The sequence below is a fragment of the Capnocytophaga sp. oral taxon 335 str. F0486 genome (assembly GCF_000277665.1).
Taxonomy (GTDB): domain Bacteria; phylum Bacteroidota; class Bacteroidia; order Flavobacteriales; family Flavobacteriaceae; genus Capnocytophaga; species Capnocytophaga ochracea.
Genome location: NZ_AKFR01000029.1, coordinates 32,677 through 57,781 on the forward strand (window position 1 = coordinate 32,677; position 25,105 = coordinate 57,781).

General features: G+C 39.3%; 24 protein-coding genes. 15 read left to right on the top strand and 9 right to left on the bottom strand.

Translation table 11 applies throughout. The annotated features are described in order from the left end of the window. The first annotated feature begins 30 nt into the window (after nt 1-30). The 5 genes from gmk to HMPREF1320_RS05890 all read left to right on the top strand — a co-directional run bounded on the left by gmk (nt 31) and on the right by HMPREF1320_RS05890 (nt 2,987). Nucleotides 31-597 (top strand): guanylate kinase, encoded by a 567-nt coding sequence (gmk, locus tag HMPREF1320_RS05870; RefSeq protein ID WP_009410355.1) that lies wholly within the window; start codon nt 31-33, stop codon nt 595-597. Beyond that, a complete protein-coding gene (nadD, locus tag HMPREF1320_RS05875; protein ID WP_009417834.1) occupies nt 594-1,181 on the top strand; it encodes a nicotinate (nicotinamide) nucleotide adenylyltransferase in 588 nt (195 codons plus the stop codon). Before gmk ends, nadD begins: the two co-directional genes overlap by 4 nt. 126 nt (nt 1,182-1,307) lie before the next feature. Continuing rightward, the gene (locus HMPREF1320_RS05880) at nt 1,308-1,775 is read left to right on the top strand and encodes a low molecular weight protein-tyrosine-phosphatase (RefSeq protein ID WP_009417840.1); all 468 of its coding nucleotides are present in this window, start codon (nt 1,308-1,310) and stop codon (nt 1,773-1,775) included. Between the two features lie 15 nt (nt 1,776-1,790). Continuing rightward, a complete protein-coding gene (gene recR, locus HMPREF1320_RS05885) occupies nt 1,791-2,411 on the top strand; it encodes a recombination mediator RecR (RefSeq protein WP_009417887.1) in 621 nt (206 codons plus the stop codon). A gap of 3 nt (nt 2,412-2,414) precedes the next feature. Beyond that, nucleotides 2,415-2,987: a DUF3109 family protein gene (locus HMPREF1320_RS05890; protein WP_009417877.1), complete on the top strand. Its 573-nt coding sequence runs from the start codon at nt 2,415-2,417 to the stop codon at nt 2,985-2,987. A gap of 78 nt (nt 2,988-3,065) precedes the next feature. Here the strand turns inward: HMPREF1320_RS05890 and HMPREF1320_RS05895 are convergent, their stop codons facing one another. The 4 genes from HMPREF1320_RS05895 to HMPREF1320_RS05910 form a co-directional block, all read right to left on the bottom strand. Continuing rightward, a complete protein-coding gene (locus HMPREF1320_RS05895) occupies nt 3,066-4,412 on the bottom strand; it encodes a TolC family protein (protein ID WP_009417813.1) in 1,347 nt (448 codons plus the stop codon). Nucleotides 4,413-4,580: 168 nt separating this feature from the next. Beyond that, nucleotides 4,581-5,192 (bottom strand): TetR/AcrR family transcriptional regulator, encoded by a 612-nt coding sequence (locus HMPREF1320_RS05900; RefSeq protein ID WP_009417847.1) that lies wholly within the window; start codon nt 5,190-5,192, stop codon nt 4,581-4,583. A 99-nt stretch (nt 5,193-5,291) separates the two neighbouring features. Continuing rightward, a complete protein-coding gene (locus tag HMPREF1320_RS05905) occupies nt 5,292-6,224 on the bottom strand; it encodes a phospholipase A (RefSeq protein ID WP_009417855.1) in 933 nt (310 codons plus the stop codon). A gap of 120 nt (nt 6,225-6,344) precedes the next feature. Next, on the bottom strand, nt 6,345-7,937 hold the full coding sequence (locus HMPREF1320_RS05910) for a peptide chain release factor 3 (RefSeq protein WP_009417868.1): 1,593 nt from the start codon (nt 7,935-7,937) through the stop codon (nt 6,345-6,347). 730 nt (nt 7,938-8,667) lie between these two features. On the opposite strand from HMPREF1320_RS05910, the gene secDF reads away from it, so the two are divergent. From secDF to HMPREF1320_RS05960, 10 genes are all read left to right on the top strand, one after another. Then, nucleotides 8,668-11,655, top strand: a complete 2,988-nt coding sequence (gene secDF / locus HMPREF1320_RS05915; protein ID WP_009417823.1) for a protein translocase subunit SecDF — start codon at nt 8,668-8,670, stop codon at nt 11,653-11,655. A 137-nt stretch (nt 11,656-11,792) separates the two neighbouring features. Beyond that, complete coding sequence (lpdA, locus tag HMPREF1320_RS05920; RefSeq protein ID WP_009417827.1) at nt 11,793-13,199, top strand: dihydrolipoyl dehydrogenase; 1,407 nt, start codon at nt 11,793-11,795, stop codon at nt 13,197-13,199. Between the two features lie 150 nt (nt 13,200-13,349). Beyond that, nucleotides 13,350-14,531 (top strand): proline dehydrogenase family protein, encoded by a 1,182-nt coding sequence (locus tag HMPREF1320_RS05925; protein WP_009410265.1) that lies wholly within the window; start codon nt 13,350-13,352, stop codon nt 14,529-14,531. 495 nt (nt 14,532-15,026) lie between these two features. Then, entirely contained in the window at nt 15,027-15,905 is an 879-nt protein-coding gene (locus HMPREF1320_RS05930) for a cell division protein FtsX (protein ID WP_034554256.1), read from the top strand. A 27-nt stretch (nt 15,906-15,932) separates the two neighbouring features. Next, nucleotides 15,933-16,184, top strand: coding sequence for a DUF3098 domain-containing protein (locus HMPREF1320_RS05935; protein ID WP_002672637.1), 252 nt, complete (start codon nt 15,933-15,935; stop codon nt 16,182-16,184). A gap of 2 nt (nt 16,185-16,186) precedes the next feature. Next, nucleotides 16,187-16,996 (top strand): undecaprenyl-diphosphate phosphatase, encoded by an 810-nt coding sequence (locus HMPREF1320_RS05940; RefSeq protein ID WP_002672638.1) that lies wholly within the window; start codon nt 16,187-16,189, stop codon nt 16,994-16,996. 50 nt (nt 16,997-17,046) lie between these two features. Beyond that, nucleotides 17,047-17,820 (top strand): phosphatase PAP2 family protein, encoded by a 774-nt coding sequence (locus tag HMPREF1320_RS05945; RefSeq protein ID WP_009417843.1) that lies wholly within the window; start codon nt 17,047-17,049, stop codon nt 17,818-17,820. Between the two features lie 12 nt (nt 17,821-17,832). Beyond that, nucleotides 17,833-18,597 (top strand): class I SAM-dependent methyltransferase, encoded by a 765-nt coding sequence (locus HMPREF1320_RS05950; RefSeq protein WP_009417874.1) that lies wholly within the window; start codon nt 17,833-17,835, stop codon nt 18,595-18,597. Nucleotides 18,598-18,615: 18 nt separating this feature from the next. Further along, on the top strand, nt 18,616-19,626 hold the full coding sequence (locus tag HMPREF1320_RS05955; protein WP_009417871.1) for an FAD:protein FMN transferase: 1,011 nt from the start codon (nt 18,616-18,618) through the stop codon (nt 19,624-19,626). 13 nt (nt 19,627-19,639) lie between these two features. After that, nucleotides 19,640-20,335 (top strand): 5'-methylthioadenosine/adenosylhomocysteine nucleosidase, encoded by a 696-nt coding sequence (locus HMPREF1320_RS05960; protein ID WP_009417878.1) that lies wholly within the window; start codon nt 19,640-19,642, stop codon nt 20,333-20,335. A 78-nt stretch (nt 20,336-20,413) separates the two neighbouring features. On the opposite strand, the gene HMPREF1320_RS05965 is transcribed toward HMPREF1320_RS05960, so the two are convergent. From HMPREF1320_RS05965 to HMPREF1320_RS05985, 5 genes are all read right to left on the bottom strand, one after another. Then, nucleotides 20,414-20,935, bottom strand: coding sequence for a hypothetical protein (locus HMPREF1320_RS05965; RefSeq protein ID WP_009410257.1), 522 nt, complete (start codon nt 20,933-20,935; stop codon nt 20,414-20,416). A 6-nt stretch (nt 20,936-20,941) separates the two neighbouring features. Beyond that, entirely contained in the window at nt 20,942-22,348 is a 1,407-nt protein-coding gene (locus tag HMPREF1320_RS05970) for a TlpA family protein disulfide reductase (RefSeq protein ID WP_009417875.1), read from the bottom strand. Nucleotides 22,349-22,495: 147 nt separating this feature from the next. Next, nucleotides 22,496-23,284: a rhomboid family intramembrane serine protease gene (locus tag HMPREF1320_RS05975; protein WP_009417833.1), complete on the bottom strand. Its 789-nt coding sequence runs from the start codon at nt 23,282-23,284 to the stop codon at nt 22,496-22,498. Further along, nucleotides 23,269-24,387, bottom strand: coding sequence for a lipid-A-disaccharide synthase (gene lpxB / locus HMPREF1320_RS05980; RefSeq protein WP_009417881.1), 1,119 nt, complete (start codon nt 24,385-24,387; stop codon nt 23,269-23,271). The genes HMPREF1320_RS05975 and lpxB overlap by 16 nt, the downstream gene beginning before the upstream one ends. Nucleotides 24,388-24,417: 30 nt before the next feature. Beyond that, entirely contained in the window at nt 24,418-24,726 is a 309-nt protein-coding gene (locus tag HMPREF1320_RS05985; RefSeq protein WP_002672653.1) for a hypothetical protein, read from the bottom strand. Nucleotides 24,727-25,105: the final 379 nt, after the last annotated feature.

Consider the following 25,105-nt stretch of genomic DNA (forward strand, 5'->3'; position numbering starts at 1 on the left):
CTGCTAATTTACCAATTTGCTAATTAAAAAATGAACAAACTAATTATTTTCTCAGCTCCTTCTGGGAGCGGCAAAACTACCATAGTGAGGCATTTACTCTCGCTCAAAAAACTAAACTTAGCCTTTTCTATTTCGGCTACTTCTCGTGCTCCTCGTGGTGAAGAACAACACGGCAAAGAATACTATTTCCTTTCTGCTGATGAATTCAAAAAACGTGTTCAGCACAACGAATTTATGGAATGGGAAGAGGTATACACAGGTTGTTATTACGGCACATTAAAATCAGAAGTAGAACGCCTATGGGCAAAGGGAAAGAATGTGATATTCGATATTGATGTCGCAGGAGGTCTCCGTCTCAAACAACAATATCCAGAACAAACCTTAGCAGTATTTGTTGAACCACCAAGCCTTATTGCCTTAGAAGAACGCTTGCGCAACCGTAAGACCGAAACAGAGGAGAAAATACAAATGCGTCTCAACAAAGCCGAACAAGAAATGGCAACTGCTCACCAGTTTGATGTGATTATCAAAAACGATAATCTACAACAAGCCCTACAAGAGGCAGAGCGCATAGTAACCGATTTTATCAACCGATGAAAAAACAAATAGGCTTATTCTTTGGCTCATTTAACCCTATTCATATAGGGCATCTCATTATCGCCAATCATTTGGTAGAGCACAGTGCAATGAACGAACTGTGGTTTGTGGTAACACCTCAAAATCCGTTTAAAGAAAAACAATCGTTATTAGACAATCACTTGCGATTGGAAATGGTGAATTTGGCAATAGAGAGCTATCCCAAGTTACGCGCCTCAAACATCGAGTTTCACTTGCCACAACCTAATTACACAGTTAACACCTTAGCCTATTTAGAGGAAAAACACCCTAATACTAACTTTGCCCTAATTATGGGGGAAGACAACCTAAAAAGCTTTCACAAATGGAAGAACTACGAGCATATTTTAGCAAATTACTTTATTTATGTCTATCCTCGTATTTCAGAAGGCACAGTGCCCGAAGCTTTAACTGAGCACCCGCATATCACCCGTGTACCCGCCCCTATCATCGAACTCTCAGCCACCTTTATCCGTGAAGAAATCAAAGCTGGACGCAATATACGCCCGCTCCTCCCCGAAAAAGTATGGCAATATATTGATAAATTAGGACTCTATTTCAATTAACAATTGACAAGTAACAACTAACATTTTTGCGTCACACACTTAGCCAAAGTTTCACACTTTGGCTAAGTTAAAACCAATAATCTCTTTGTTTAATTTCTAAGGTGTAAGCCTTATCTCTTTTAATATATGAAAAAAACGAAAATACTAATGGTTTGCTTAGGCAATATTTGCCGTTCTCCTTTAGCCGAAGGCGTGATGAGGAGCAAACTCCCTTCCGATAACTTTGAAGTAGATTCAGCTGGTACCGCCAACTATCACGTAGGCGATGCTCCTGACACTCGTTCTATCGCCTCTGGCAAAAAACACGGAGTAGATATCTCTATGCTTAGAGGTCGTCAGTTCTCAGCCAAAGATTTTGCCCTTTTCGATTATATTTTCGTAATGGATAAAAGCAATTACCAAAACGTTATCCGGCTTGCTAAGAACGAAAAAGAGCGTGCTAAAGTACATTTCTTAGCTGATGCTTTGGGTGGAATGACACAACACGAAATCCCCGACCCTTATTACGGTACAGAAGCTGATTTCGAAAACGTCTATCAGCTTATTGACGAGGCTTGCACCAAAGTTGCTCACAAACTATCTCCTAACCCCTAACTACTATCTCCTAAAATGGACTTCTCATCTAAACTCTTAGAAAACGCCGTCTACGAAATAGCCCAATTGCCTAGTATAGGCAAACGTACGGCTTTGCGTTTAGCCTTGCACCTGCTCAAACAACCCGAAGAGCAATCACTACAATTGGCACAAGCTATTGTGGCTTTACGCACCCATATCCAGTACTGTAAAAACTGCCACAACATCTCCGATGTAGATTTATGTGAGATATGTGCTAACCCTATGCGTGATACGGGAGTCGTTTGTATTGTAGAAGATTTTAGAGATGTAATGGCAATAGAAAACACAGGGCAATTCTTTGGTCAGTATCACGTTTTAGGAGGCAAAATATCCCCTATCGATGGCATCGCTCCTTCCAATCTACACATTGCCTCACTGATAGAAAAAGTAAAGACAGGTAAAGTAACTGAGTTAATCCTCGCTCTGAGCAATACAATGGAGGGCGATACTACCAATTTCTATATTTACAAACAAGTAGAGCCTTACCATATCACCATTTCTACCATTGCCCGAGGCATAGCCGTAGGAGGCGAACTCGAATATACTGATGAGGTAACTTTGGGCAGAAGTATTACTCAGCGCATTCCTTTTGAAAAAGCTATTAAAGCCGTTTAAAATATGATACAAGTAGCCAATACCATTATTTCAGAAGATATCATAGATTGCGATTTTGTATGCAATCTCAATGCTTGTAAAGGTGCTTGTTGTATAGAAGGTGATGCAGGAGCACCCGTAGAAGAAAGCGAACTAAAAGTGATGAAGCGCATTTATCCCGAAGTAGCTCCTTACCTTACCGAGGAAGGTCGTACAGCTATTGAGAAACAAGGAGTATACATCAAAGGAGAAGACGGCGAATGGGAAACTCCTCTCATCAATGGAGGCGAATGTGCTTATGTAGTACGCAATGAAAAAGGTTGGGCTCTTTGTGCTATCGAGCAAGCATATAACGATAAAAAGATAGACTGGAAGAAACCTATATCGTGTCACCTATATCCTATACGATTACAAGAGTACAGCTCCTTCACAGCAGTCAATTACCATCGTTGGAGTCCTATATGCGATGATGCTTGTGTGTTAGGTAAAAAGTTACAAGTGCCTATCTACAAATTCGTAAAAGAGGCTCTTATTAGAAAGTTTGGAGAAGAGTGGTACCAAGAATTAGAGCTTATAGCTGAGCACTTGAAAAAGTAACATATAAATAACAAAATAAAAGAGACAGTACTTTTAATATTGTACTGTCTCTTTCTTATATAAATATTATGGGATTTCTTACTTCATTGTCCCTAACTTCCCTTGTGATTTGAGCAACTGTATTTCTGCTAATTTGTAGTCCAACAAAGCATTGGTATAATTGTTCTTAGCATCCGATAAAGAGCGTTCTGCTTCCAATAAATCTGTAAGGGAAGCCAAACCTTGTTGGTAGTTGTTTTGGGTATTTAGCAATACCTCTTCTGCAAGCTTTACATTCTCCTTTTGCGAATCAATAGTAAGAAGGTTATTAGTAAGCCTACTGTGGGCATTCTCATAAGCCAAATCCATTGCCAAACGGGTGTCTTTAAGGGTCGCTTCAAGCGCTTGACTTTCTATCTGTGCTTGGTGTATCTTAGCACGTGTACCAAAACCCGAAAATATAGGTATATTCACTCCCAATGTAATAGCCGAATAGTCAGCTCCGTACACTTTATCTTTCTTGCCGTAAATAATCGGTGTTTTAGGTCCCATACTCAAATAACCATAAGTAGCCTGCAATGCTAATGATGGATAAAGTGCTGCACGTTGTACCTTGGTATTGAGGTCAAGGAGTTGCTTTTGCTTTTCGAGTACTTGTAACTCTATACGAGTATTGCTATTACCTTTCTCAAAAGCCAAATCGTAATTAGCTTCAAAGCCTTCTTTAGGCAGAGTAATTACTTCATTCATCGGCATACCTATCATATATTTAAGCGCGTTCTCCGATAGTTGTACTCCATTAAGGGCTTGTTGGCGTGCCGATTTGAGATTATTTACAGCCACAGTAGTGCGGTCAACGTCTATTTTCTTTGATAACCCCGATTGGTTTAACCCTTTTACAACATTAGCCGTTTTCTCGGTAAGAGCCAAATTACTTTCTATATTTTCTAATGTTTGTCGGGTTTGGTATACTTGGTAGTAGGCTTGTGCTACTTTCTCAATGATTTCATTCTCGGTAAGCTGTTGGTTAAGCATATAAAACTCACGTGTCGTACGAGCCGCTTTCAAACCCATAAACACCGTTTGATTAAACAACACTTGGGTAAGTTTTGCTTCAGCATTAGCCGACCATTTTTGCCCCATTTCCATCTTTATAGGCTCATTACTTGCGGGCATACCCGGGAAAGCAAATGTGCTGGCATCAATATAAGTAGCTTGTAACTTAGGGTTGTACACCATACCGCCCGAAGCCGAAATATTAGGCAGTGCGTTAGCGCGTACTTCTTGTATTTTGTATTCGCTTTTGGTTACTTCCAATCGCGCTTTCTCAGCGTCCGCTTTATTCTCTAAAGCATAACGAATAGCGTCTTTTAAAGTCAATTCTTTTTGTTGTGCAAAGCTCATAAAACTGAGAAACAACAAAGCACTCGTAATGATTTTTTTCATAATAATTCAATTGCCTATTAATAGGCTTATTTATATTGTCCTTTTAATTCTGATGTAACTTCTTTTTACTTTATTTATTCAGATACCCTTCTCTCGCTGACCTTACTTTTTCACCTCTGATGATTGGTATTATTGGCATTTTTAGTATTATAATATTAAATTAACCTTTTACCTTTTATCTTTTACCTCCTTAAGCACTCGTTCTAATTCTTTAAGTCCTTTTTCATTGACAAGTATCCTAAAAAAGTACTCTAAAATAGTATAGATAGTTTCCCAGAAGGGAAATTCTCTTTCAGGAAAAGTGCGGGTTATAGAACGAAGACGTTGTACACTAGTATAAAAAATCTTACAAAAGTCTACATTGATATCTTTTCTAAAAAGGCCTTCTTGCCAACCTTTTTCTAAGAGTTTATCTATAAAAAGTCCATCAGTTTTAGCGAACTCACTTTCCATACGTTCGTATGTTTTAGGATAGTATTTTTGTAACTCCCAGATAGGGCGATCACTATTGATGTTGAAAACTTCTTGAACCTTTTTTTGGTTGCGGTATACATTTTCTATCACTGAACCTTCTCCTTGTACAAAAGTATCTGCATTTTTACAACTCATCTCTAAAGCGTAATCTAATGTAGCTTCTACCAAGTCGCTTTTAGAGGGAAAATACTCATAAAGTGTCTTTTTAGACATCCCCATTTTGTTAGCCAAATCATCCATAGTAAAGGTTTTAAACCCATACTGCATAAAGTCGTTTAAGGCACGTTTTACAATATCTTCTTTCATCTCTCTCATCTTTAAATTCGGGGGCAAAGGTATAACAAAAAAACTTAATAAACAAAAAAAGTTTCCATTATTACGTCTTACCTCTTACTTCTTATCTGTTTAAAGACTCAAGAAAGTAAAGCCTACTCCCACAATAGTTTGTTTGTAATTGTAATCGATAAGAGAATCGCCATAACCGTGAGGGGCTTGCAACAAAATACGCAGGTCGCGACTCAGCGGATATACCCAGTTCAGTTCTACGTGCCCGCGATTATGATTAAAATTTAAATTATTTCTCACTCGCAAATTAAAAACATTTTTACGGAAGGGGTAAGCAATGCTCAATTCACAACGTCCTATATAATTCTCAATATCGGGATTGTCATCTTCTCTTGCCTTTTCTGAGAAACGCCACCAGAAACGGCTATTAACCATTAAATCATTCCATTGAAAAATACCTAATAAAATAATTCTGTTCCAACTGCGGGAATGTGCCGCTTCTTTACCATTAGATTGGTGGTTTACGGATAGTCCTGCCATTTTCATTTTAAAATTCCCCACCGAGAGATTCAGCGGATAAGTAAATATCAATTCAGGTTCGTAATTCACTTCCCTAAACGGACGTGAAAGCTCACCGTTGTACATCTGCCAATACGATTGCTGAGTGAAAGCTATCCACACATCTCCCTTCCCAAAAGCATCTTGCATAATCTTAGCTTTTAAGCTCACTTGAAATTTTAACTCTACGTGCTGGTAGTCGCGCCATTCGGGTATAGGGCGGTCGGGGTTCAAACTTATAGGCTGTTCCGTAGGTTTATCCGTAAAACGGAAAGGCATTACGTACATAGGTAAGTAATCCACAAATTTAAAAGTACCTCTTTGGTCTTCTCGGTCAAGCTCCCATAGCTTAGAAATAGCCCTCTCTAACTGGGCTCTTCTATCGGCTTTTATTCCTATCTTAGGAAGTTCCTGCAATGTGTCATTCACCACCTCCTGAGGAAAAATAGGTGTTGCAATAGCCAAGAGCATTATAAATAAAGTGTATTTCATCATTTTGTTTTTTGCAGGTGCAAAGGTACAGCAAATAAACTTTATAAACAAAAAAAGTTTCCTACATTTTAATATGAGGAAACTTTTTCTATTCTGATACTTTATGTATATCAATACTTCTTCTTACTCAAACTCCGATGTAAAGTGCAACTTTAAGTTCGGATATTTTTGTTTTACCATCTCAATAGAGAAAGCTGAGTCGGCTAAGAAAACTAATTGATTCTGCTTATCGCGTGCTAAGAATTTCTGTTTTATGCGTAAGAAATCAAGATACTCAGCATCTTTGGGGTTTTCAGGCGCCTCTACCCAACAAGCTTTATAAATAGGGAAGTTTTCATAACTACACTTTGCCCCATACTCGTGTTCTAATCGGTACTGGATTACTTCATACTGCAACGCTCCTACCGTCCCAATTACTTTGCGACCGTTGAAGTCTAACTTAAAGAGCTGTGCTACCCCTTCGTCCATTAGCTGGTCGATGCCTTTTTCTAATTGTTTAGATTTCAGTGGGTCAGCATTGTTAATGTAGCGGAAGTGCTCAGGAGAGAAGCTCGGTATCCCCTTGAAGTGCAATACTTCACCTTCGGTAAGTGTATCGCCTATCTTAAAGTTCCCCGTATCGTGTAAACCTACAATATCCCCCGCATACGAGATATCCACTACTTCTTTCTTTTCGGCAAAGAAAGCATTCGGACTGGAGAACTTCAACTTCTTGCCCAAACGCGTATGTAAATAAGGTTTGTTACGCTCGAAAGTGCCCGAAACAATTTTCACAAACGCCAAACGGTCGCGGTGGTTAGGATCCATATTTGCGTGAATCTTGAAAACGAAGCCCGTAAAAGTAGGTTCTTCAGGGTTTACGATGCGCTCTTCACTGGCTTTCGGGCGTGGCGAAGGAGCAATTTCCACAAAACAATCCAAGAGTTCTCTTACCCCAAAATTGTTCAATGCCGAGCCAAAAAATACAGGTTGTTGGTCTCCTTTGAGGTAGGCCTCTCTATCGAATTTAGGATATACTTCATACACTAACTCCAAATCGGAACGGAGGTTCTCGGCGGATTGTTCGGATATAATCTTCTCTAATTCAGTACTATTAATATCGTTGAAGGCTATAGTTTCCTCTATATTCTTACGGCTGTCACCTGAAAAGAGGTTGATATTCTTCTCCCAGATGTTGTAAATCCCTTTGAAATCATACCCCATCCCTATGGGAAAGCTCAGCGGAGTAACCTTTAAGCCCAACTTCTGTTCTACTTCGTCCAACAGGTCGAAGGCGTCTTTCCCTTCACGGTCTAACTTATTGATAAACACAATCATAGGAATATTACGCATACGGCACACCTCAACGAGTTTTTCGGTTTGTTCTTCCACCCCCTTGGCAACGTCAATAACCACAATTACACTGTCCACAGCCGTGAGAGTACGGAAGGTATCCTCGGCGAAATCCTTGTGCCCGGGGGTATCTAAGATGTTTATTTTATGCTCTTTGTAGTTAAAAGCCAGCACCGAAGTAGCTACGGAAATCCCGCGTTGGCGTTCAATCTCCATAAAGTCGGAGGTAGCTCCTTTCTTTATTTTATTCGATTTCACCGCACCAGCTTCTTGGATAGCCCCCCCGAAGAGTAAGAGTTTTTCGGTAAGGGTTGTCTTTCCCGCGTCGGGGTGAGAGATGATGCCGAAGGTACGGCGTTTTTGTATTTCTTGTTGTAAAGACATAAAGTTAATTTGCTAATTGACAAATTTGCTAATTTGCTATTTTTTTAAGGGTATAATTAGTAGCGAGTTCACTATCATTAATGCTGTTACCTTCTTGGTCAAACATTCTTCGTAAGTGCTTACATACGAACAATCATAGGTTGTAAGCAACAGCGCTACCACAATGAATATTAATAAGATTCTTCTCATTCTTACTAATATTTTATCCAAAAATCGGGTGCAAAAGTAGTGAATAAACTCCAAAAAGAGACATAAATAAGTAAAAAATTCACTTTACCTTAATTTAATCCTCCTCTTAACCTCAACGTACCCCCACCTTTCCTTCACCTTTCCTTCGCTTATTCGTTATCTGCCCGTGCGGCTCGCACCGTCTTTTGTTCGTTCTTTTTCCATCTGCCCGTGCGGCTCGCACCGTCTTTTGTTCGTTCTTTGTTCGTTCTTTGTTCGTTCTTTGTTCGTCTTTCCTATAAGCTTTCTATAAGCTTCTCCCAAATTAACCATTAACCATTAATCACTAAACAATCGGTATTATTAGCATTTTTGGCATTGTGGTATTAAACTCATTTATCCATTTGATAATCAATAAATATATAAGAATATATACCCCTTATGCCAGCCTTTCAAATATAAATAAAATATAATTTTTTAGGACTTTATTTTTCTATGTTCAGTAAAATATATATCTTTGCCGTTTGAAGAGATAAAATAAGTAAATTATTTAATTAAAAAAATGCAAAACAAAGGACTTGTGAAACTATTTGCCATATTGTTTGGGCTAATATGTATTTATCAGCTTTCATTCACCTACGTGGCAGGTAGAGTAGAAGATGAAGCCAAAGCATTCGCTGAGGCAAAAGTGCCTAATACTCAAGCTGACTATATCGCTAAACGCGAAGCTATAGAAGCTAAGTATTTGGACGATAAAATGGGGCAAGATGTCTATAACCTCGGTTTTACAAAATTCACTTATGGTGAAGTAAAAGCTAAAGAATTGAACCGCGGTCTTGACCTTAAAGGCGGTATCAACGTGATTCTGCAAATTTCCGTAAAAGACATCTTGAGAGGTCTTGCTGACAACTCCAAAGACCCTATCTTTAACAAATCATTAGCCGAAGCCGATGAACAGCTCCGCAAAACCGACAAAACCTACTTGGATTTGTTCTTCGAGGCTTACGCTAAGAACGGAGGTAAATTAGCCTCCCCCGATGTGTTCGCTAATAAAACCCTCAGCGACCAAATCAACTTCCAAATGAGTGATAGTGAGGTGCGCCCTATCATCAGAAAGCGCGTAGACGAGTCTATCGTATCTGCTTTCGAGGTATTGCGCAAACGTATCGATAAATTTGGTGTTTCTCAACCTAATATCCAGCGCCTTGGTAACTCAGGTCGTATCCTTGTAGAACTTCCAGGTGCTAAAGATATCACTCGTGTGCAATCTCTCTTGCAAAGTACCGCTCAGCTTGAGTTCTGGGAAACTTATAAGAATACTGATGTTTTCCCTTATTTACAAGCCCTCAACGAGCAACTTAAATCTACTGCTAAAACTACAGATAAAGTAAAAGATACGCTCACAGCCGCTACTCAATCAGGTAGTAGTGCTATCGACTCTCTACTTACTGATGTAAAGAAGGATTCTGTTCCTACTCAACAAGGAAAAGGCAATCCTTTGTTTGACCTTATCAAAGCTAATTCTTATGAAGGTTCTCCAGTACTTTTTACAGTAAGTTTAAAAGATACTGCTCAAGTAAATAGCTATATCAATTCTCCTGAAGCAAAACATTTGATTCCTGCTTCATTGCAGTATGTAAAATTCGCTTGGGGTAAACCTGATAAAAAGACCTCCCTTATCGAACTTTATGCCCTAAAAGGTAACCGCGATAACACCCCTCCTCTTACAGGTAACGTAGTAACCCAAGCCGAACAAACCTATGATGTTCGCAACCAGCCCGCCGTATCTATGCAAATGGACGGTAAAGGAGCGCGCATTTGGGAAGCGCTTACTGGCAAAGCTTTTACTCAAAACACCAATATTGCTATCGTACTCGATAACATCGTATATTCAGCACCAGGAGTAACTACAGGTGCTATTTCAGGAGGTCGCTCTGAAATTACAGGGCATTTTACTTTAAATGAAGCTGTCGACCTTGCTAACGTGCTCCGTGCTGGTAAATTACCTGCAAGCGCTGATATCGTACAATCTGAAATCGTAGGGCCTTCTTTAGGACAAGAAGCCATTGATAGCGGTATGAACTCTTTCCTTATCGCTACTATCTTCATCTTTGCGTGGATGATATTCTACTACGGTCGTGCAGGTATTTATGCCGACCTCGCTTTGGTATTCAATATACTCCTCATATTTGGAGTGTTAGCAAGTATAGAAGCTGTACTCACGCTCCCTGGTATTGCGGGTATCGTGCTTACCATTGGTATGGCAGTCGACTCGAACGTGCTGATATTCGAGCGGTCGAAAGAAGAACTGCGCAAAGGTAAAAACATCAATCAAGCAGTGGTTGATGGTTTCAAACACGCCTTGTCGTCTATCTTAGACTCTAATATCACTACGGCGCTTACTGCTCTTATTTTGTTGTTCTTTGGTAGTGGTCCTATCCAAGGTTTTGCTACTACCTTGCTTATCGGTATTGCAACTACTTTGTTCTCCGCTATCTTCATCACTCGCTTGTTTATCGACTATAGCGTTGAGAAAAAACATCCCCTTACTTTCAGCACCCCTATTACCAAAAATTGGTTCAGTAATATCAATCTTAACTTTATTGGTAAACGCAAAATAGGATATGCTTTTTCTATTATCCTATCAATAATAGGTATCATTTCTCTCTTTACTCGTGGTCTCGACCAAGGTATCGATTTCGTAGGTGGTAGAACTTACCAAATTCGTTTTGAGCACGAAGTAAACCCTACGCAAGTAGCCGATGCCCTCAAAACTACTTTAGGAAATGTGGAAGTGAAGACTTTTGGAGCTCCTAACCAAGTGAAAATCGCTACTAAGTATAAAGTACAAGAAGAAAGCACTGAGGTAGATAATGAAATACAAGAGCTCTTGTACAAAGGATTACAGAAATTCTTACCCGAAGGTACTTCATTCGATAGTTTCGCTAAAGCCTCTTCTACTGATAAGATTGGTATTATGCAATCTATGAAAGTAGGACCTACTATTGCCGAGGATATTAAGAGCAGTGCATTCTGGTCAGTTATCGGTTCGCTTATTGTAATTGGTCTATATATCTTATTCCGTTTCCACAAATGGCAGTTCTCTATGGGTGCGATTGTATCATCAGCGCACGACGTGCTAATGGTACTCGGTATTTATTCGCTCACTTATAGCATTATGCCTTTCAATATGGAAATCGACCAAGCCTTTATCGCGGCTATCCTTACCGTAGTAGGTTACTCACTAAACGACACGGTGATTATCTACGACCGTATTAGGGAAGTAATGCGTGAACCTCATTGGTCAAGAGAGAAAATTAATCACGCTCTCAATACTACCCTCAGCCGTACTTTGAACACCTCATTCACTACTTTGGCAGTACTTGTTACTATCTTTATATTTGGTGGTGAAACCTTACGTGGCTTTATGTTCGCAATGATTATCGGGGTTTTCATCGGTACTTACTCTTCTATATTTGTAGCAGCTCCTCTCATTTACGACACTGTAAAGGACGAAGCTGACCATACTAAAGAACAATCTAAGAAGTAATATCTAATTACTGAATATATAAAAGGGACTGTCCTAAAAAGGATAGTCCCTTTTTCTATGCGGGTAGAAAAAAGTGAAAAACTACTTGCAAATATCAATTATAAACCCTAACTTTGCCTTTCAAAAAACTAAGTAATATGAAAACATACGACATTGTTATCATCGGTTCAGGCCCTGGCGGTTATGTAGCCGCCATTCGCGCAGGTCAATTAGGCTTTAAAACTGCCCTTATTGAAAAATATAATACCTTAGGAGGCACTTGCCTTAATGTAGGCTGTATCCCTTCTAAAGCCTTACTCGACTCTTCTCACCACTACGAAAACGCCTCCAAACACCTCGAAGCCCACGGTATTGAAATCACAGGCAAAGTAAAGTTTAGCTTAGAGAAAATGATTGCTCGTAAAGCATCTGTGGTAGAGCAAACTTGCGCAGGGGTAAAGTTCCTAATGGAGAAAAACAAAGTAGACGTTTTTACCGGGGTAGGGAGCTTTGTATCACCCACACAAATTAAGATTACTCCTAATAAAGGCAAGGCAGAGACCATAGAAGCCAAGCACACCATTATTGCTACTGGCTCTAAACCTGCCTCCTTACCTTTTATTGCGCTCGATAAAGAACGTATTATTACTTCTACTGAAGCCCTCCAACTAAAAGAAGTACCAGAACACCTCATCGTGATTGGTGGGGGCGTAATAGGCTTGGAATTGGGGCAAGTATACAGTCGCTTAGGAGCTAAAGTGTCGGTAGTAGAATACACCGATAGCATTATCCCTACGATGGATAGAGGCTTAGGGCGCGAACTCACCAAAGTACTCAAAAAACAAGGCTTTGCTTTCTATACAGGTCATCAGGTGAAAGAAGTAACTCGCAAGGGCAAAACGGTAACTGTAAAAGCTACAACCTCCAAAGGCGAAGAGCTTACCCTTAAAGGTGATTACTGCTTAGTAGCCGTAGGTCGTCGCCCTTATACCGAGGGTCTTAACCTCGAAGTAGCAGGTGTACAGAAAGACGAGCGCGGTAGGGTAATAGTAAACGACCGCCTGCAAACCAATGTGCCTAACATCTATGCCATAGGTGATGTAGTACGCGGAGCTATGCTCGCTCATAAAGCCGAAGAAGAAGGCGTATTGGTAGTAGAACAACTCGCTGGACAAAAACCACATATCGACTATAATCTTATCCCTGGTGTTGTTTACACCTGGCCTGAAGTAGCTTCAGTAGGCAAAAGTGAAGAGCAACTAAAAGCTGACGGCATAGCCTATAAAGTAGGGCAATTTGCTTTTCGTGCCTTAGGGCGCGCCCGTGCCAGTATGGATACCGACGGCTTTGTAAAGATTTTAGCTGACACCCAAACCGATGAAGTGCTCGGCGTACACATCATTGGAGCTCGTGCTGCCGATATGATAGCCGAAGCCGTTACAGCAATGGAGTTCCGCGCCAGTGCCGAAGATATCGCTCGCATCTGCCACGCTCACCCTACCTTTACCGAAGCAATAAAGGAAGCCGCCCTTGCTACCACCGAAAACCGCGCTATCCATAGTTAACTACCGATGCCTATACAGATAATAAAGATTTAAGTCCCATAGAAGGATATACGTTGCAATTAATGATTAGTGAAATAATTAAGAAAAAGTTTGTTTCTTTCAAAATAAATAGTAACTTTGCCTCAACTAACCTTTAATCATTAAAATATTATGAGTAGATTTTCCGATACCCAAACCGCTTTTGCCCTCAAAAGCCAATCCGAACTCAACTGGGCTTACCGCCTTTTTAAACTTATTGGCAGTAATACCCTTACTCGTGTGGGCACTGCCCTTACCAACTTCTCCTTAAAACTGCGCCTGCCCGTCGAAGGACTCATCAAGCGCACCGTCTTTAAGCAGTTCTGCGGAGGTATCTCCGAACAAGACTGCCTTCCCGTAATCCAAAAGATGCATCAAAAAGGAGTAGGCTCTGTGCTCGACTATTCCGTAGAAGGTAAAGAAGACGAATCCTCTATCGAAGCTACTTTCGAAAAAACAATGGAAACCATCGATTTTGGTAATCTCCATCGCAACGAAGGTATTCCTATTGTGGTATTTAAACCTACGGGATTTGGGCGTTTTGCCATCTTCCAAAAACTCACCGAGAAAAAAGCCCTTACCCCCGAAGAAGAAAAAGAATGGGAGCGCATCAAATCTCGTTTCGACGCAGCCTGCAAGCGCGCCTACGAGTATAAAATTCCTATTTTGGTAGACGCCGAAGAAAGCTGGATGCAAACTGCTGCCGATGACCTCGTAGAAGAGATGATGCAGAAGTACAACAAAGAAGAACCTATCGTATACAATACCTTGCAAATGTACCGCCACGACCGTTTGCCTTACCTAAAAGAACTTTATGAACGTGCCGTAGATAAAGGCTTCTACATAGGCGTAAAAATCGTACGAGGTGCCTATATGGAAAAAGAAAACGAACGCGCTGCCGAGCTAGGCTATCCCACTCCCATTTGCCCCAGCAAGCAAGCAACCGACGATAATTATAACGCTGTTGTGCGCTATATTATTGACCATATCGATAGGATTGCGCTCTTTGCAGGTACTCACAACGAAGAAAGTGCTGCCCTGGTAATGGATTTGATGCACAAAAAAGGCTTGCAACCTAACGACAAACGCGTGTGGATAGCACAACTCTACGGTATGAGCGACCATATCAGCTTCAATGCCTCTAAGGAAGGCTATAACGTAGCCAAGTATTTGCCTTTTGGTCCCGTGCGCGAAGTAATGCCTTACCTTATCCGCCGAGCCGAAGAAAATACCTCAGTAGCAGGGCAAACAGGACGTGAACTCACTTTACTAAAAGCAGAGAAAAAGCGCCGAAAAGAAACTGCTAACCAGTAAAAATAAGTTTTTATTATTCGTTGCAACTCTCGTTTTTGCACTTCTCGCAAAAACGAGAGTTCTTTTTATTCCCAATTACTACCCTCTTACCTTCGCTCATTGTTCGTTTTTGTTCGTCATTTCTTTATCTGCCTGTGCGGCTCGCACCGTCTTTTGTTCGTTCATTGTTCGTTCATTGTTCGTCTTTTCTTCGTTCTTTGTTCGTTCTTTGTTCGTTCTTTGTTCGTTCTTTGTTCGTTCTTTGTTCGTTCTTTGTTCGTCTTTTATTCGTCTTTTGTTCGTTAATTATTTATCCGTCCGTGTGGCTCACACTATCTGCCCGTGCGGCTCGCACCTGTTCGTGTGGCTCACACCAGCCCGTGAGGCTCGCACTGTCACTCGCCATTGATTTGGTATTTTTGGCATTATTGGCATTATTGGTATTAAATTAGTTGCTAATTCAAAAAAAAGTTGTACTTTTGCGTGATTTTCTATCTTAAAACAAAAAATATAAGAATGGCACGTTCCATCGATTCATTTAACAAACGAAGATTAATTACCTCCTATTTTTCGGTAATAGTGAGCATTACCTTAGTGCTCTTTCTTATGGGCTTTTTTAGTTTTTTAGTATTAAGTGCTAATAAATTAGCCAATTACTTCAAAGAGCAAGTAACCGTTACCGTCTTGATAAAGGACGACGCTAAAAATGCCGACATCGAACAGTTACAGAAAACTCTTTCGGTAGCGAGTTTTGTAAAGTCAGTGCGTTTTGTATCAAAAGAAGTTGCTGCCGAAAAGTTCAGTAAGGATATCGGCGAAGATTTTGTTACCTTCATCGGTACTAACCCTCTGCAAAACACCATCGATTTAAGCCTAAAAGCCGAATATGCCGAGCCCGATAAGATGCGCGAAATCAAACGTGAGTTAGAGCAAAACTCTTTTGTTACCGAAGTAGTATACGACCAATCTTTGGTAGCTCTTATTCACGAAAATGTGAACAGAATAGGTATTGTTACATTAATTTTCAGTGCCCTATTCACTTTTGTATCTATCTTGCTTATCAATGCCTCTATTCGCCTCTCCATTTATTCCAAACGTTTTATCATCAAAACAATGCAATTAGTAGGGGCTACGCGCAGTTTCATACGCCGTCCGTTTTTATGGACAAATGTACGCTTGGGCATTCTCAGCGCTCTAATAGCCATAGTACTTTTTTATCTATCGTTATTAGCTATTGTAAAGTCATATCCTGAGTTTAATATCTTAATGGATACAGGTACTTTAAGCATTGTTTTTATAAGTATTATGACCATTGGGATACTCATCAGTTGGCTAAGCACCTATTTTGCTACACAACGTTTCCTAAACCTCAATACCAACGACCTTTATTATTAACCATTAATCATTAATAATTAATCACTGATGAAACATCATTCAACTTTCATTTTTGAAAAGAAAAACTATCTTATTATGGCTATTGGCTTAATAGTAATAGCCCTTGGTTTTATAACAATGAGCGGTGGTGGTAGCGATAATCCCGCTGTGTTCGACCCCTCTATTTTCAATTTCCGACGTATTCACTTAGCTCCTGCTTTGGTACTTTTAGGTTTTGCCATTGAAATTTACGCCATTCTGGTAAATCCTAAAACTGATAAAAAACAAGAAGAAAAATAAGAATGAGTACACTGCAAGCTATTATTATTGCTATTATCGAAGGACTCACCGAGTACCTTCCTATCTCATCAACCGCACATATGGGTTTTACCGCTGCCCTTATGGGAATGCCCGACGATGAGTATTTGAAAATGTTTCAAGTTTCCATACAGTTTGGTGCTATCCTCTCGATAGTAGTACTATATTGGCGCAAGTTCTTCGACTTTTCTAATTGGAACTTCTATTTCAAATTAGCGTGCGCCGTTATACCTGCTCTTATATTAGGTAAGCTTTTCGATGATAAGATTGAAGCAGTTTTGGGCAACCAAAAAGCGATTGCTATTACCCTGATTGTGGGCGGTATTATCCTTATTTTTGTAGACAATTGGTTCAAACATCCTACGATTCACAACGAGAAAGACATCACAATAAAGAAAGCCGTTACTATTGGTTTTTGGCAGTGTTTAGCAATGATGCCAGGCACTTCGCGCTCTGCTGCTTCTATTATTGGCGGAATGACGCAAGGGCTCACTCGCAAAGCCGCCGCTGAGTTCTCTTTCTTCTTAGCCGTTCCTACAATGCTGGCTGTAACCGTGTATTCTATTTTCTTGAAGAAATGGGGTACTGCCCAAGAGAAAGGCTACGAGCTGATAATGAAAACTGATGAGAGTTTTTGGTTGTTTATCATAGGCAATGTAATAGCTTTTGTGGTAGCAATGATAGCCGTGAAATTCTTTATACATATCCTCACCAAATTTGGTTTTAAAGTATGGGGCATTTACCGCATTGTTATTGGAGCAGTATTACTGATTTATTTCTCAATTAACAATTAATTATCTTTCCCTCCTACCCTTACCTTTTACTTTTTACCTTTTTTCACAAAATGAAAATATTACTTTTAATTGTAGCTTTCTGTTTTATTCTCATTCAATCTATAAAAGCTCAAACCGATAGCTTATCAGTACTCCACGAATCGGTACTCACAGCCGATACTTTGCATGTAGCTACTGAAAAACCTAAACTCAAACAGGTATTACTTCCTGCTTCTCTTATTACCTTAGGAGTTATCTCCAACGCTACCTATATCAATCGTTATGTACAACGACACGCTTATAGATATTCCGGCGGACAGAAGTTGCGTTTCGATGATTATTTGCAGTATCTACCTATTGCCAGCGTCTTTGCTTATAGCAATTTAGGTATAAAAGCCAAGCACAGTGTAAAGGAACGACTCATAGTAGGAGCTACGGCTTATGCCATTACGGCAGCTTTAGTAAACGGAGTAAAATATAGTGTCAGAATACATCGTCCCGATGAAAGTGCTTACAATTCTTTCCCTTCAGGACATACAGCTACTGCTTTCACAGGAATGGAAATCCTTTGGCAAGAGTACAAAGATGAGAATATATGGGTAGGTATCAGTGGCTATGCTATAGCTACCACCGTAGGTGCAATGCGTTTGTACAATAATCGCCATTGGATAGGCGATGTGCTTGTAGGGGCAGGTATAGGTATCCTTAGTGCCAAAACAGCCTATTGGCTCTTGCCATATACTTCCAAATGGCTTACACGCAAAGAGAAATCTTCAGTACAAATGGTTGTTTACCCCGTTTATTCCGAAGAAATGAAAGGAGTGGGGCTCACCTTATTTCGCTAAAAACACCTTCTAATGGCTATTATTACCACTATATTAAACAAAATTCCACGCCCTTGGCTTATAAAGATGAGCTATTGGGTGCGTCCGTTTTTAGCTTTCTACTTGCGAGGAAAGAAATACCAAGACCCTATTGATGGCAAGACTTTTAGGAAATTCTTACCATATGGCTACGGCAAAGCTCGTCCCAATGTACTCTCGCCCTCTACCCTATCGCTTGAACGCCACCGATTGCTTTGGCTCTATCTTACTCGTGAAACCGATTTCTTTACACGTGAGCTAAAAGTGCTACACGTCGCTCCTGAACAAGCCTTCTATAAACGCTTTAAAAAACAACCTAACCTCAATTACCTCACCACCGACCTATATTCTCCTTTGGCAGATGTAAAAGCCGATTTGTGTGCTTTGCCTTTTGAAGACGAATGTTTTGATGTGATATTTTGCAACCACGTATTGGAGCATATCCAAGATGATACCCAAGCAATGAAAGAGCTTTATCGTGTGATGAAAAAGGGTGGTTGGGGTATTTTTCAAGTACCACAGGACTACCACAGAGCAATTACGTTTGAAGATAACACCATTACCGACCCGAAAGAACGCACCCGTATTTTTGGTCAGTATGACCACGTAAGGGTCTACGGTTTAGACTATTTTGATAAATTGCGCAGTATAGGCTTTGAAGTAGAGGAACTGCAATACGCTTCCCATTTCACAGCTGAAGAAATAGAACGGTATCGTATTGTTGCTGAAGAAATCATTCCTTTATGCAAGAAGAAGTAAAAATTTAATAATTAAATAATGAAATATCTATTTTTAAGTATCGCAATAGGTTTAGTAGCTTGCCAGTCTTCCGTAAAAGATGAAATTCATCTTATAAGTGGGGAAGCGCAAGGTAGTACTTACCACATTAAGTACATTAGCAAAACTAAAGAAGACTTAAAACCTGCCATAGACTCTATTTTACAAGTGATAGATAAGTCTATGTCTACCTATAAACCAGATTCTGACATTTCTAAAATCAATGCAGGGGATAAAAATGTAGTGGTAGACGAACATTTCAGGAAGGTTTTTGAAGCCTCTCAGCAAATATGGCAAGAAAGTGAAGGTTTGTTTGACCCTACGGTAGGTGTATTAGTAAATGCTTGGGGGTTCGGTAAACAAAAGATAACTGAGGATAAACTCCCCACAGATGAAAGAATAGCAGAACTGAAGAAATATGTAGGCTTTAATAAAGTACATCTCACAGCCGATAACCATATTGAAAAAGAGTCTCCTGAAATACTGTTTGACTTTAATGCCATAGCACAAGGCTATACCTCCGATGTAGTTGCGGCTTTCCTCAGCTCAAAAGGTATTGAGAATTATATAGTGGAGATAGCAGGTGAGATGTATCTGAAAGGAAGGAATACTGTAGAGAACAAAGCGTGGACGATAGGCGTAGAAAACCCTATCAAACCTTTGGACGACCGCGAATTGGTAGCTACTATACAATTTACCAATCAAGGATTGGCAACATCTGGTAACTATCGCAAAGTATGGACAGATAGTAATGGGCGCAAATATGTACATTCTATTAACCCTATTACCGGACGCGCTACCCAAAGTGATGTGCTCAGTGCTACAGTAGTTGCTCCTTCCACTATGTTTGCTGATGGATATGCTACTATGTTTATGGTAATGGGATTGGAAAAGAGCAAAGCTTTCTTAGAAAAACACCCCAATATGGCTGTACTTTTAGTGTACAGTAACGAACGAAACGAAGAACTTACCTTTAAGACAAAGGCTTTTGAAGAATTAATAATTCAGTAAAGATTTTTTATTTATGAAAATAGGAATTATAGGTGCAATGGAGCTTGAGATAGATAGTTTAAGAGCTTCTATTGAGTCTTGCAAAGAAACTAAAATAGGGCGTTTTGTTTTTTATGAAGGTTCTCTTAATGGGATAGAAGTAGTATTATTACTTTCAGGTATAGGTAAAGTAAGCGCTTCGGTTGCGACCACTTTACTTATAGAAAGATACAATCCATCGCTTATTATTAATACAGGTACTGCCGGAGGCTTAGGTGATACTTCGGTACACGATATAATCTTAGCTACTGAAGTACGCCACCACGATGTAGACGTTACGGCTTTTGGGTATGAAATAGGTCAGCAAGCACAAATGCCTCCTGCCTTTATTGCTAACACACAATGGACAGAAAGACTAAAACAAGTAGCCGAACGATACAGTCATACACTTCACTACGGACAAGTAGTAAGTGGAGACTCTTTTATTTCCTCGCCCACCCGACTACAAGAAATTGCTAATACCTTCCCTAAAGCAAAAGCCGTAGAAATGGAAGCAGCAGCTATTGCTCAAACCTGCTATTTATTAAACATTCCATTTGTAATGCTTCGCGCTATTTCTGATAAGGCAGGCGAAGGGAATGCGGTATCATATGAGACTTTTGTAGTAGAGGCAGGCAAACTGTCTGCAACTATTATAAAAGCATTCTTAGCCTCTATCTCTGAAACATAGGAAAAGTACACATATAACAAATAAGGGATTGAATTACATAATTCAATCCCTTATTTTTTTATACTTATAGAAATATTCCTATTTTAAAAATTGACGTACTTCTTCTTTTAAATGGCTTAGTGCATTAGCCGAAGGAGTGGCTTTCTCTACAAACTCTTTAAATATAGCTTCTACCATAGCTTGTGAGTCTTTTACTTCTTCGGTTAGGGCTACTTTACGGATTATTTGGATAGTAGCCATTTTAGCAGTACGAATAATATTCCATAGCTTTTCACTGAGGTATATTTGTTGTGCTAAGTTATGTTCAAATTCTTCATCAATAGAGTTTACAAGCAATGCTTCATACTCTTTCTTAGAAAAGTTATGAGGAGGAATGCGCAAAAATAATTGTTGAGGAGACATTCGCTCTAAGAAAAGTGTCATTCGCTCGTATGCTTGTAAGCGGATGGGCATTGTATACTTTTGGTTTTCTTTATGAAGAAGAAACAATCGCTTTTTATCTTCATTTTCAATATGTATTCTAAAAAAATAAAAGGCTACCGCTCCTACAATAAGAGCCGGAACGCAATACATAATAAAGGTAATAATCTGGTCAGACATAAATAATTAAGATTCTTTTGATAATAATATTTTTTCTAAGTTTGGACTGAAAATATCTTGAAAAGCCGATATAATACGTCCGTTTTTATCTATAATTACTGATTTGTTAATATTATTAATTAAAAACTTTTGAGACAAATCTATGAAATTGATAGAGTGATATTGGTCAGTCCAATCGGTATTTGAGATTTGTTTGCGCCATTGAGTTTTATCCTGCCCTATATCAATACCTACAAACTTTACATTGGGGAATAGCTTCTTTAACTGACTCACTCTTCCGAAGATAAGTTTGGAAAGCTCTTTCTGATTGACTGACCAAAAGTAATAAATAGTTACCTCCGGCTGTTGTATTTCCGAAAACTTAGTTGGTTCACCGTTTGCATTAATCAAATCAAAATCGGGAGGAATTCTTCCCGCTTGTAGTGCTATTACGTTTCTAAAAACCTTATCTAATTCAGCTTTATACTTGTTATCTTTGTTATACTTAGCAAATTTATCGAAGTAATCTTTATACTCGGTGTGTTCTTGGATATTAAAAATATAAGCATAAGCTGCATTTCGGTATAGGTTATCTCTCAAACTTCCCTTGGTAAAAAGACTATCGATGATTTTAATCTTTTGCAAATGGAAACCTAATTCTCTACTTACATCTACCAAAGTGTGAGTATCATAGGTGTATTGAGTAAAAGCCAGATTATTGACATACATTACCATATACCTATAATAGGGACGGAAATACTCTAAAAAGCTATCGTTATAATTAATTTGTTTACGATAATCGTAAAAGTTATAGGGCAATAAATCTACGATTGAAATGTTGTTCTTATTTTGATAAACAAAAGGATATATCTCCATTTCTTTATAGATAGGAAAAGTAGCACTTACTAAGGCTAAATCTTTTGCTTTCTCGGTGAGCTGAGGATTTAGTTTGAGAAAATCATCATACTCCCGTTTTCTTTCTTGATATAAGGAATCACTTTTGTTTTTGTACTGCATAGGTGGCAAAGAATGAAACTTCCTAAAAACTTCTTCTTGCGCATCTGACATCTTAGATTGTGAGAGTAAGAAGTTATTAATAGCAGAGCCTTTACCCGAGAATGAGATACTTTCTTCAAAACTGAGTGCATTGGCATACACTACCACACTGTCCTTAGGTTCTACATACACATATTGATACTTACCATCTGTTTCAAAGTTAAACAACTCTCCTTCGGTTATATTTAGGTTAAACAGGAAAGTTTTATTCTTATCTAAATAAGCAGTATCTATAGGAGTATCATTGCTGTATAGAACAACAAAAGAGTCCTTTGCATTAGGGAAAAAGCCACTTATTATAGTAGGCTCATTACGCTTACCCTTGCAAGCGATTAAAGTGCTAAAAAGCACCCATAATATTAGCCGATTCATCTTCATCACCAATAAGCATTCAACTATTTGGGGGCAAAAATATAACATTATCTAAACACGGTGAGTTAAGAATATGTTAAAAATATACCCCCTACTAAATATTAACATTTATTAGTAATTCGCTGTTTGAATTAGCCTCTCATTGATAGCAAATTAGCTTTCTTTCTCCTTGCTCACTTCAAAGAGGAATTTCTTTTCTTGGTCGGTTAAACTTGCATAACCACTGGCACTGATTTTCTCTAACAGTTGATTGACCTGATGTGCTCGTATTTGTTGTTCTTCTGAAACGACCTTCTTCTCTTTTTTAGGGGACTCTTTTTGGGGCGTTTTTGCTTTTTTAGGAATACGAAAACTGTACTTTGAAGTAAGTCCTGCGAATATCCCTCCTAAAATACCTCCGAAGTGGGCTATCTTACCTCCTGTGTTTACTGATATATTCAGTATATCGAAAAGTATAAAAGCCAATATAACGTACAGCAATTTTATTTTAAAGGTAAAAATATAGACATTATAGGAGGGGAACAGGGTTACCACGAAAGCTAAGGCTCCCATAACAGCAGCTGAAGCTCCTAAGAGCATCGTATTATCAGTGAAGGAGGGGAAGAAGTAACCTATGGTTAGAAAAGTGATTCCGCCACCTATAATCCCAAAGCTATACGCTTTTACAAATTGTTTTCCGTTAAAGAGATTGAAGAAAATATGCCCTGTGAAAAATAACAGGAGCATATTCCAAAACAGGTGTTGAATGCTTACGTGATAGAAAGCATAAGAAATGAGCGTCCAAGGTTGTTTTAAAAACAGAGGTAACGATTGAGGCATACATAGCCACTGGTTAAGCTGCTCTTGTGTTACTTTGTTAGTATACACTACAAGTTTGCTTATACCCAATAGCAATGTACAAACCACAATTACGCTATTAGCTGTGTTTAATTTTCCTGACATTGACGTAATATTAATGAGGCTGTTTTTTCGCTTGCACCTTCTCCGCCTAACCTTTCTCTCAACAAAACATAATCTTTAAACACTTCGTAACGGTGCCTATAAGTAGTGAGCTTGTTAAGCTCAGCTTCTAAATTCTTTTTAGTAAGGTCACCTTGAATAAGCTCAGTAACCACAGGCTTATCCATAATGAGGTTTACTAATGAAATGTACTTGAGCTTGATAATGCGTTTGGCTATATGATAGGAAATCCAATTGCCTTTGTAGCACACCACTTCGGGGACGTTGAGCAAGGCAGTTTCTAAGGTTGCCGTACCACTGGTTACAAGCGCTGCATAAGACACCGAGAGCAAATCATAAGTTTTACCGCTTACAAAATGCACGTTTTCTTCTTTGATAAAACGTTTATAGAAGTGATAATCAATTGAGGGGGCTCCTGCTATTACGAACTGATACTGATGAAAATCATCGACTATAGAGAGCATTATTTTTAGCATCTTGGCTATTTCCTGCTTTCTACTACCTGGTAATAGGGCTATAATAGGGCGCACATCTAAGTTATTTTCCTTTTTAAAAGTCTGCTCATCTACTTCTTTGCGCTGTGCAATAGCATCGAGCAAAGGATGACCAACAAAGTGCACGCGGTATTGGTGTTCTCTTTCGTAGAAATCTTTTTCAAACGGGAGTATGACGTACATAAAATCTACATCGCGTTTGATTGCTTTTATGCGACTCTCTTTCCAAGCCCATATTTGTGGTGAGATGTAGTAATGAGTAGGGATATGTTGTTGTTTAGCCCATTGGGCAATGCGCATATTAAAACCAGGATAGTCTATAAAAATAAGAACATCGGGGTTGAACTGGGTGATATCTTTCTTACAGAAATCGATATTGCGCAAGATAGTACGCAGGTTCGTAATCACTTCCCAAAAGCCCATAAAAGCGAGGTCTCGGTAATGCTTTACTTGTGTACCTGCTACCTGTTGCATTTGGTCGCCCCCCCAAAAGCGGAATTCGGCTTTTGGGTCTTTTTCTAATAGGGCTTTCATTAGGTTAGCGCCGTGCAAATCACCAGAAGCCTCGCCTGCTATAATATAATACTTCATTTTTCTGCGGTTTGAAAGTTTAATACATTATTAGTTTTTAATAGCGGTATTGTTTAGATACGCTGTGATAGCAGCGTGGTAAACTGATGAGGTGCCTTTTTTGACCTTAGGTAATACTTCATAGGAAGCCCTGAGCTGTGGGTCTTTAAGGACGAGCTGGGCATAACGCACGGCTTCTTGGAACTTAGTGCGACAGCCTAATTGGGCTTCGGAAGCTGGCACACGGGACTTAGAAGGGGCTTTGCAGACTACTGTTTGTCCTTTAACTTTTCGGAAAACGAACGTTTTACCAATCATACCAGAGAGTCCGTTTAAAATAACATTTCGACTTCTTGCCATAATACAAATTGTTTTTTGGAATTAATAGTGCAAAGGTATGGCAAATTTTTGGTATATCAAAATTGGTGTGAGCTACACGGGCAGATAAAGAAAAGATGAAGGAAATATCCTCTCCCCACCCCTCTCCCAAGGAGAGGGAGTGTAGTAACGGAAAAGTGAGACGAAGGAATGACGGTGTGAGTCGCACGAGCAGATAGAGAAAAGGCGAAGAAAATATCCTCTCCCCACCCCTCTCCCAAGGAGAGGGAGTGTAGTAACGAAAAAATGAGACGAAGGAATGACGGTGTGAGTCGCACGAGCAAATAGAGAAAAGACGAAGAAAGAACGAACAAAGAACGAACAAAAGACGAACAAATGACGAAGAAAGAACGAACAAAAG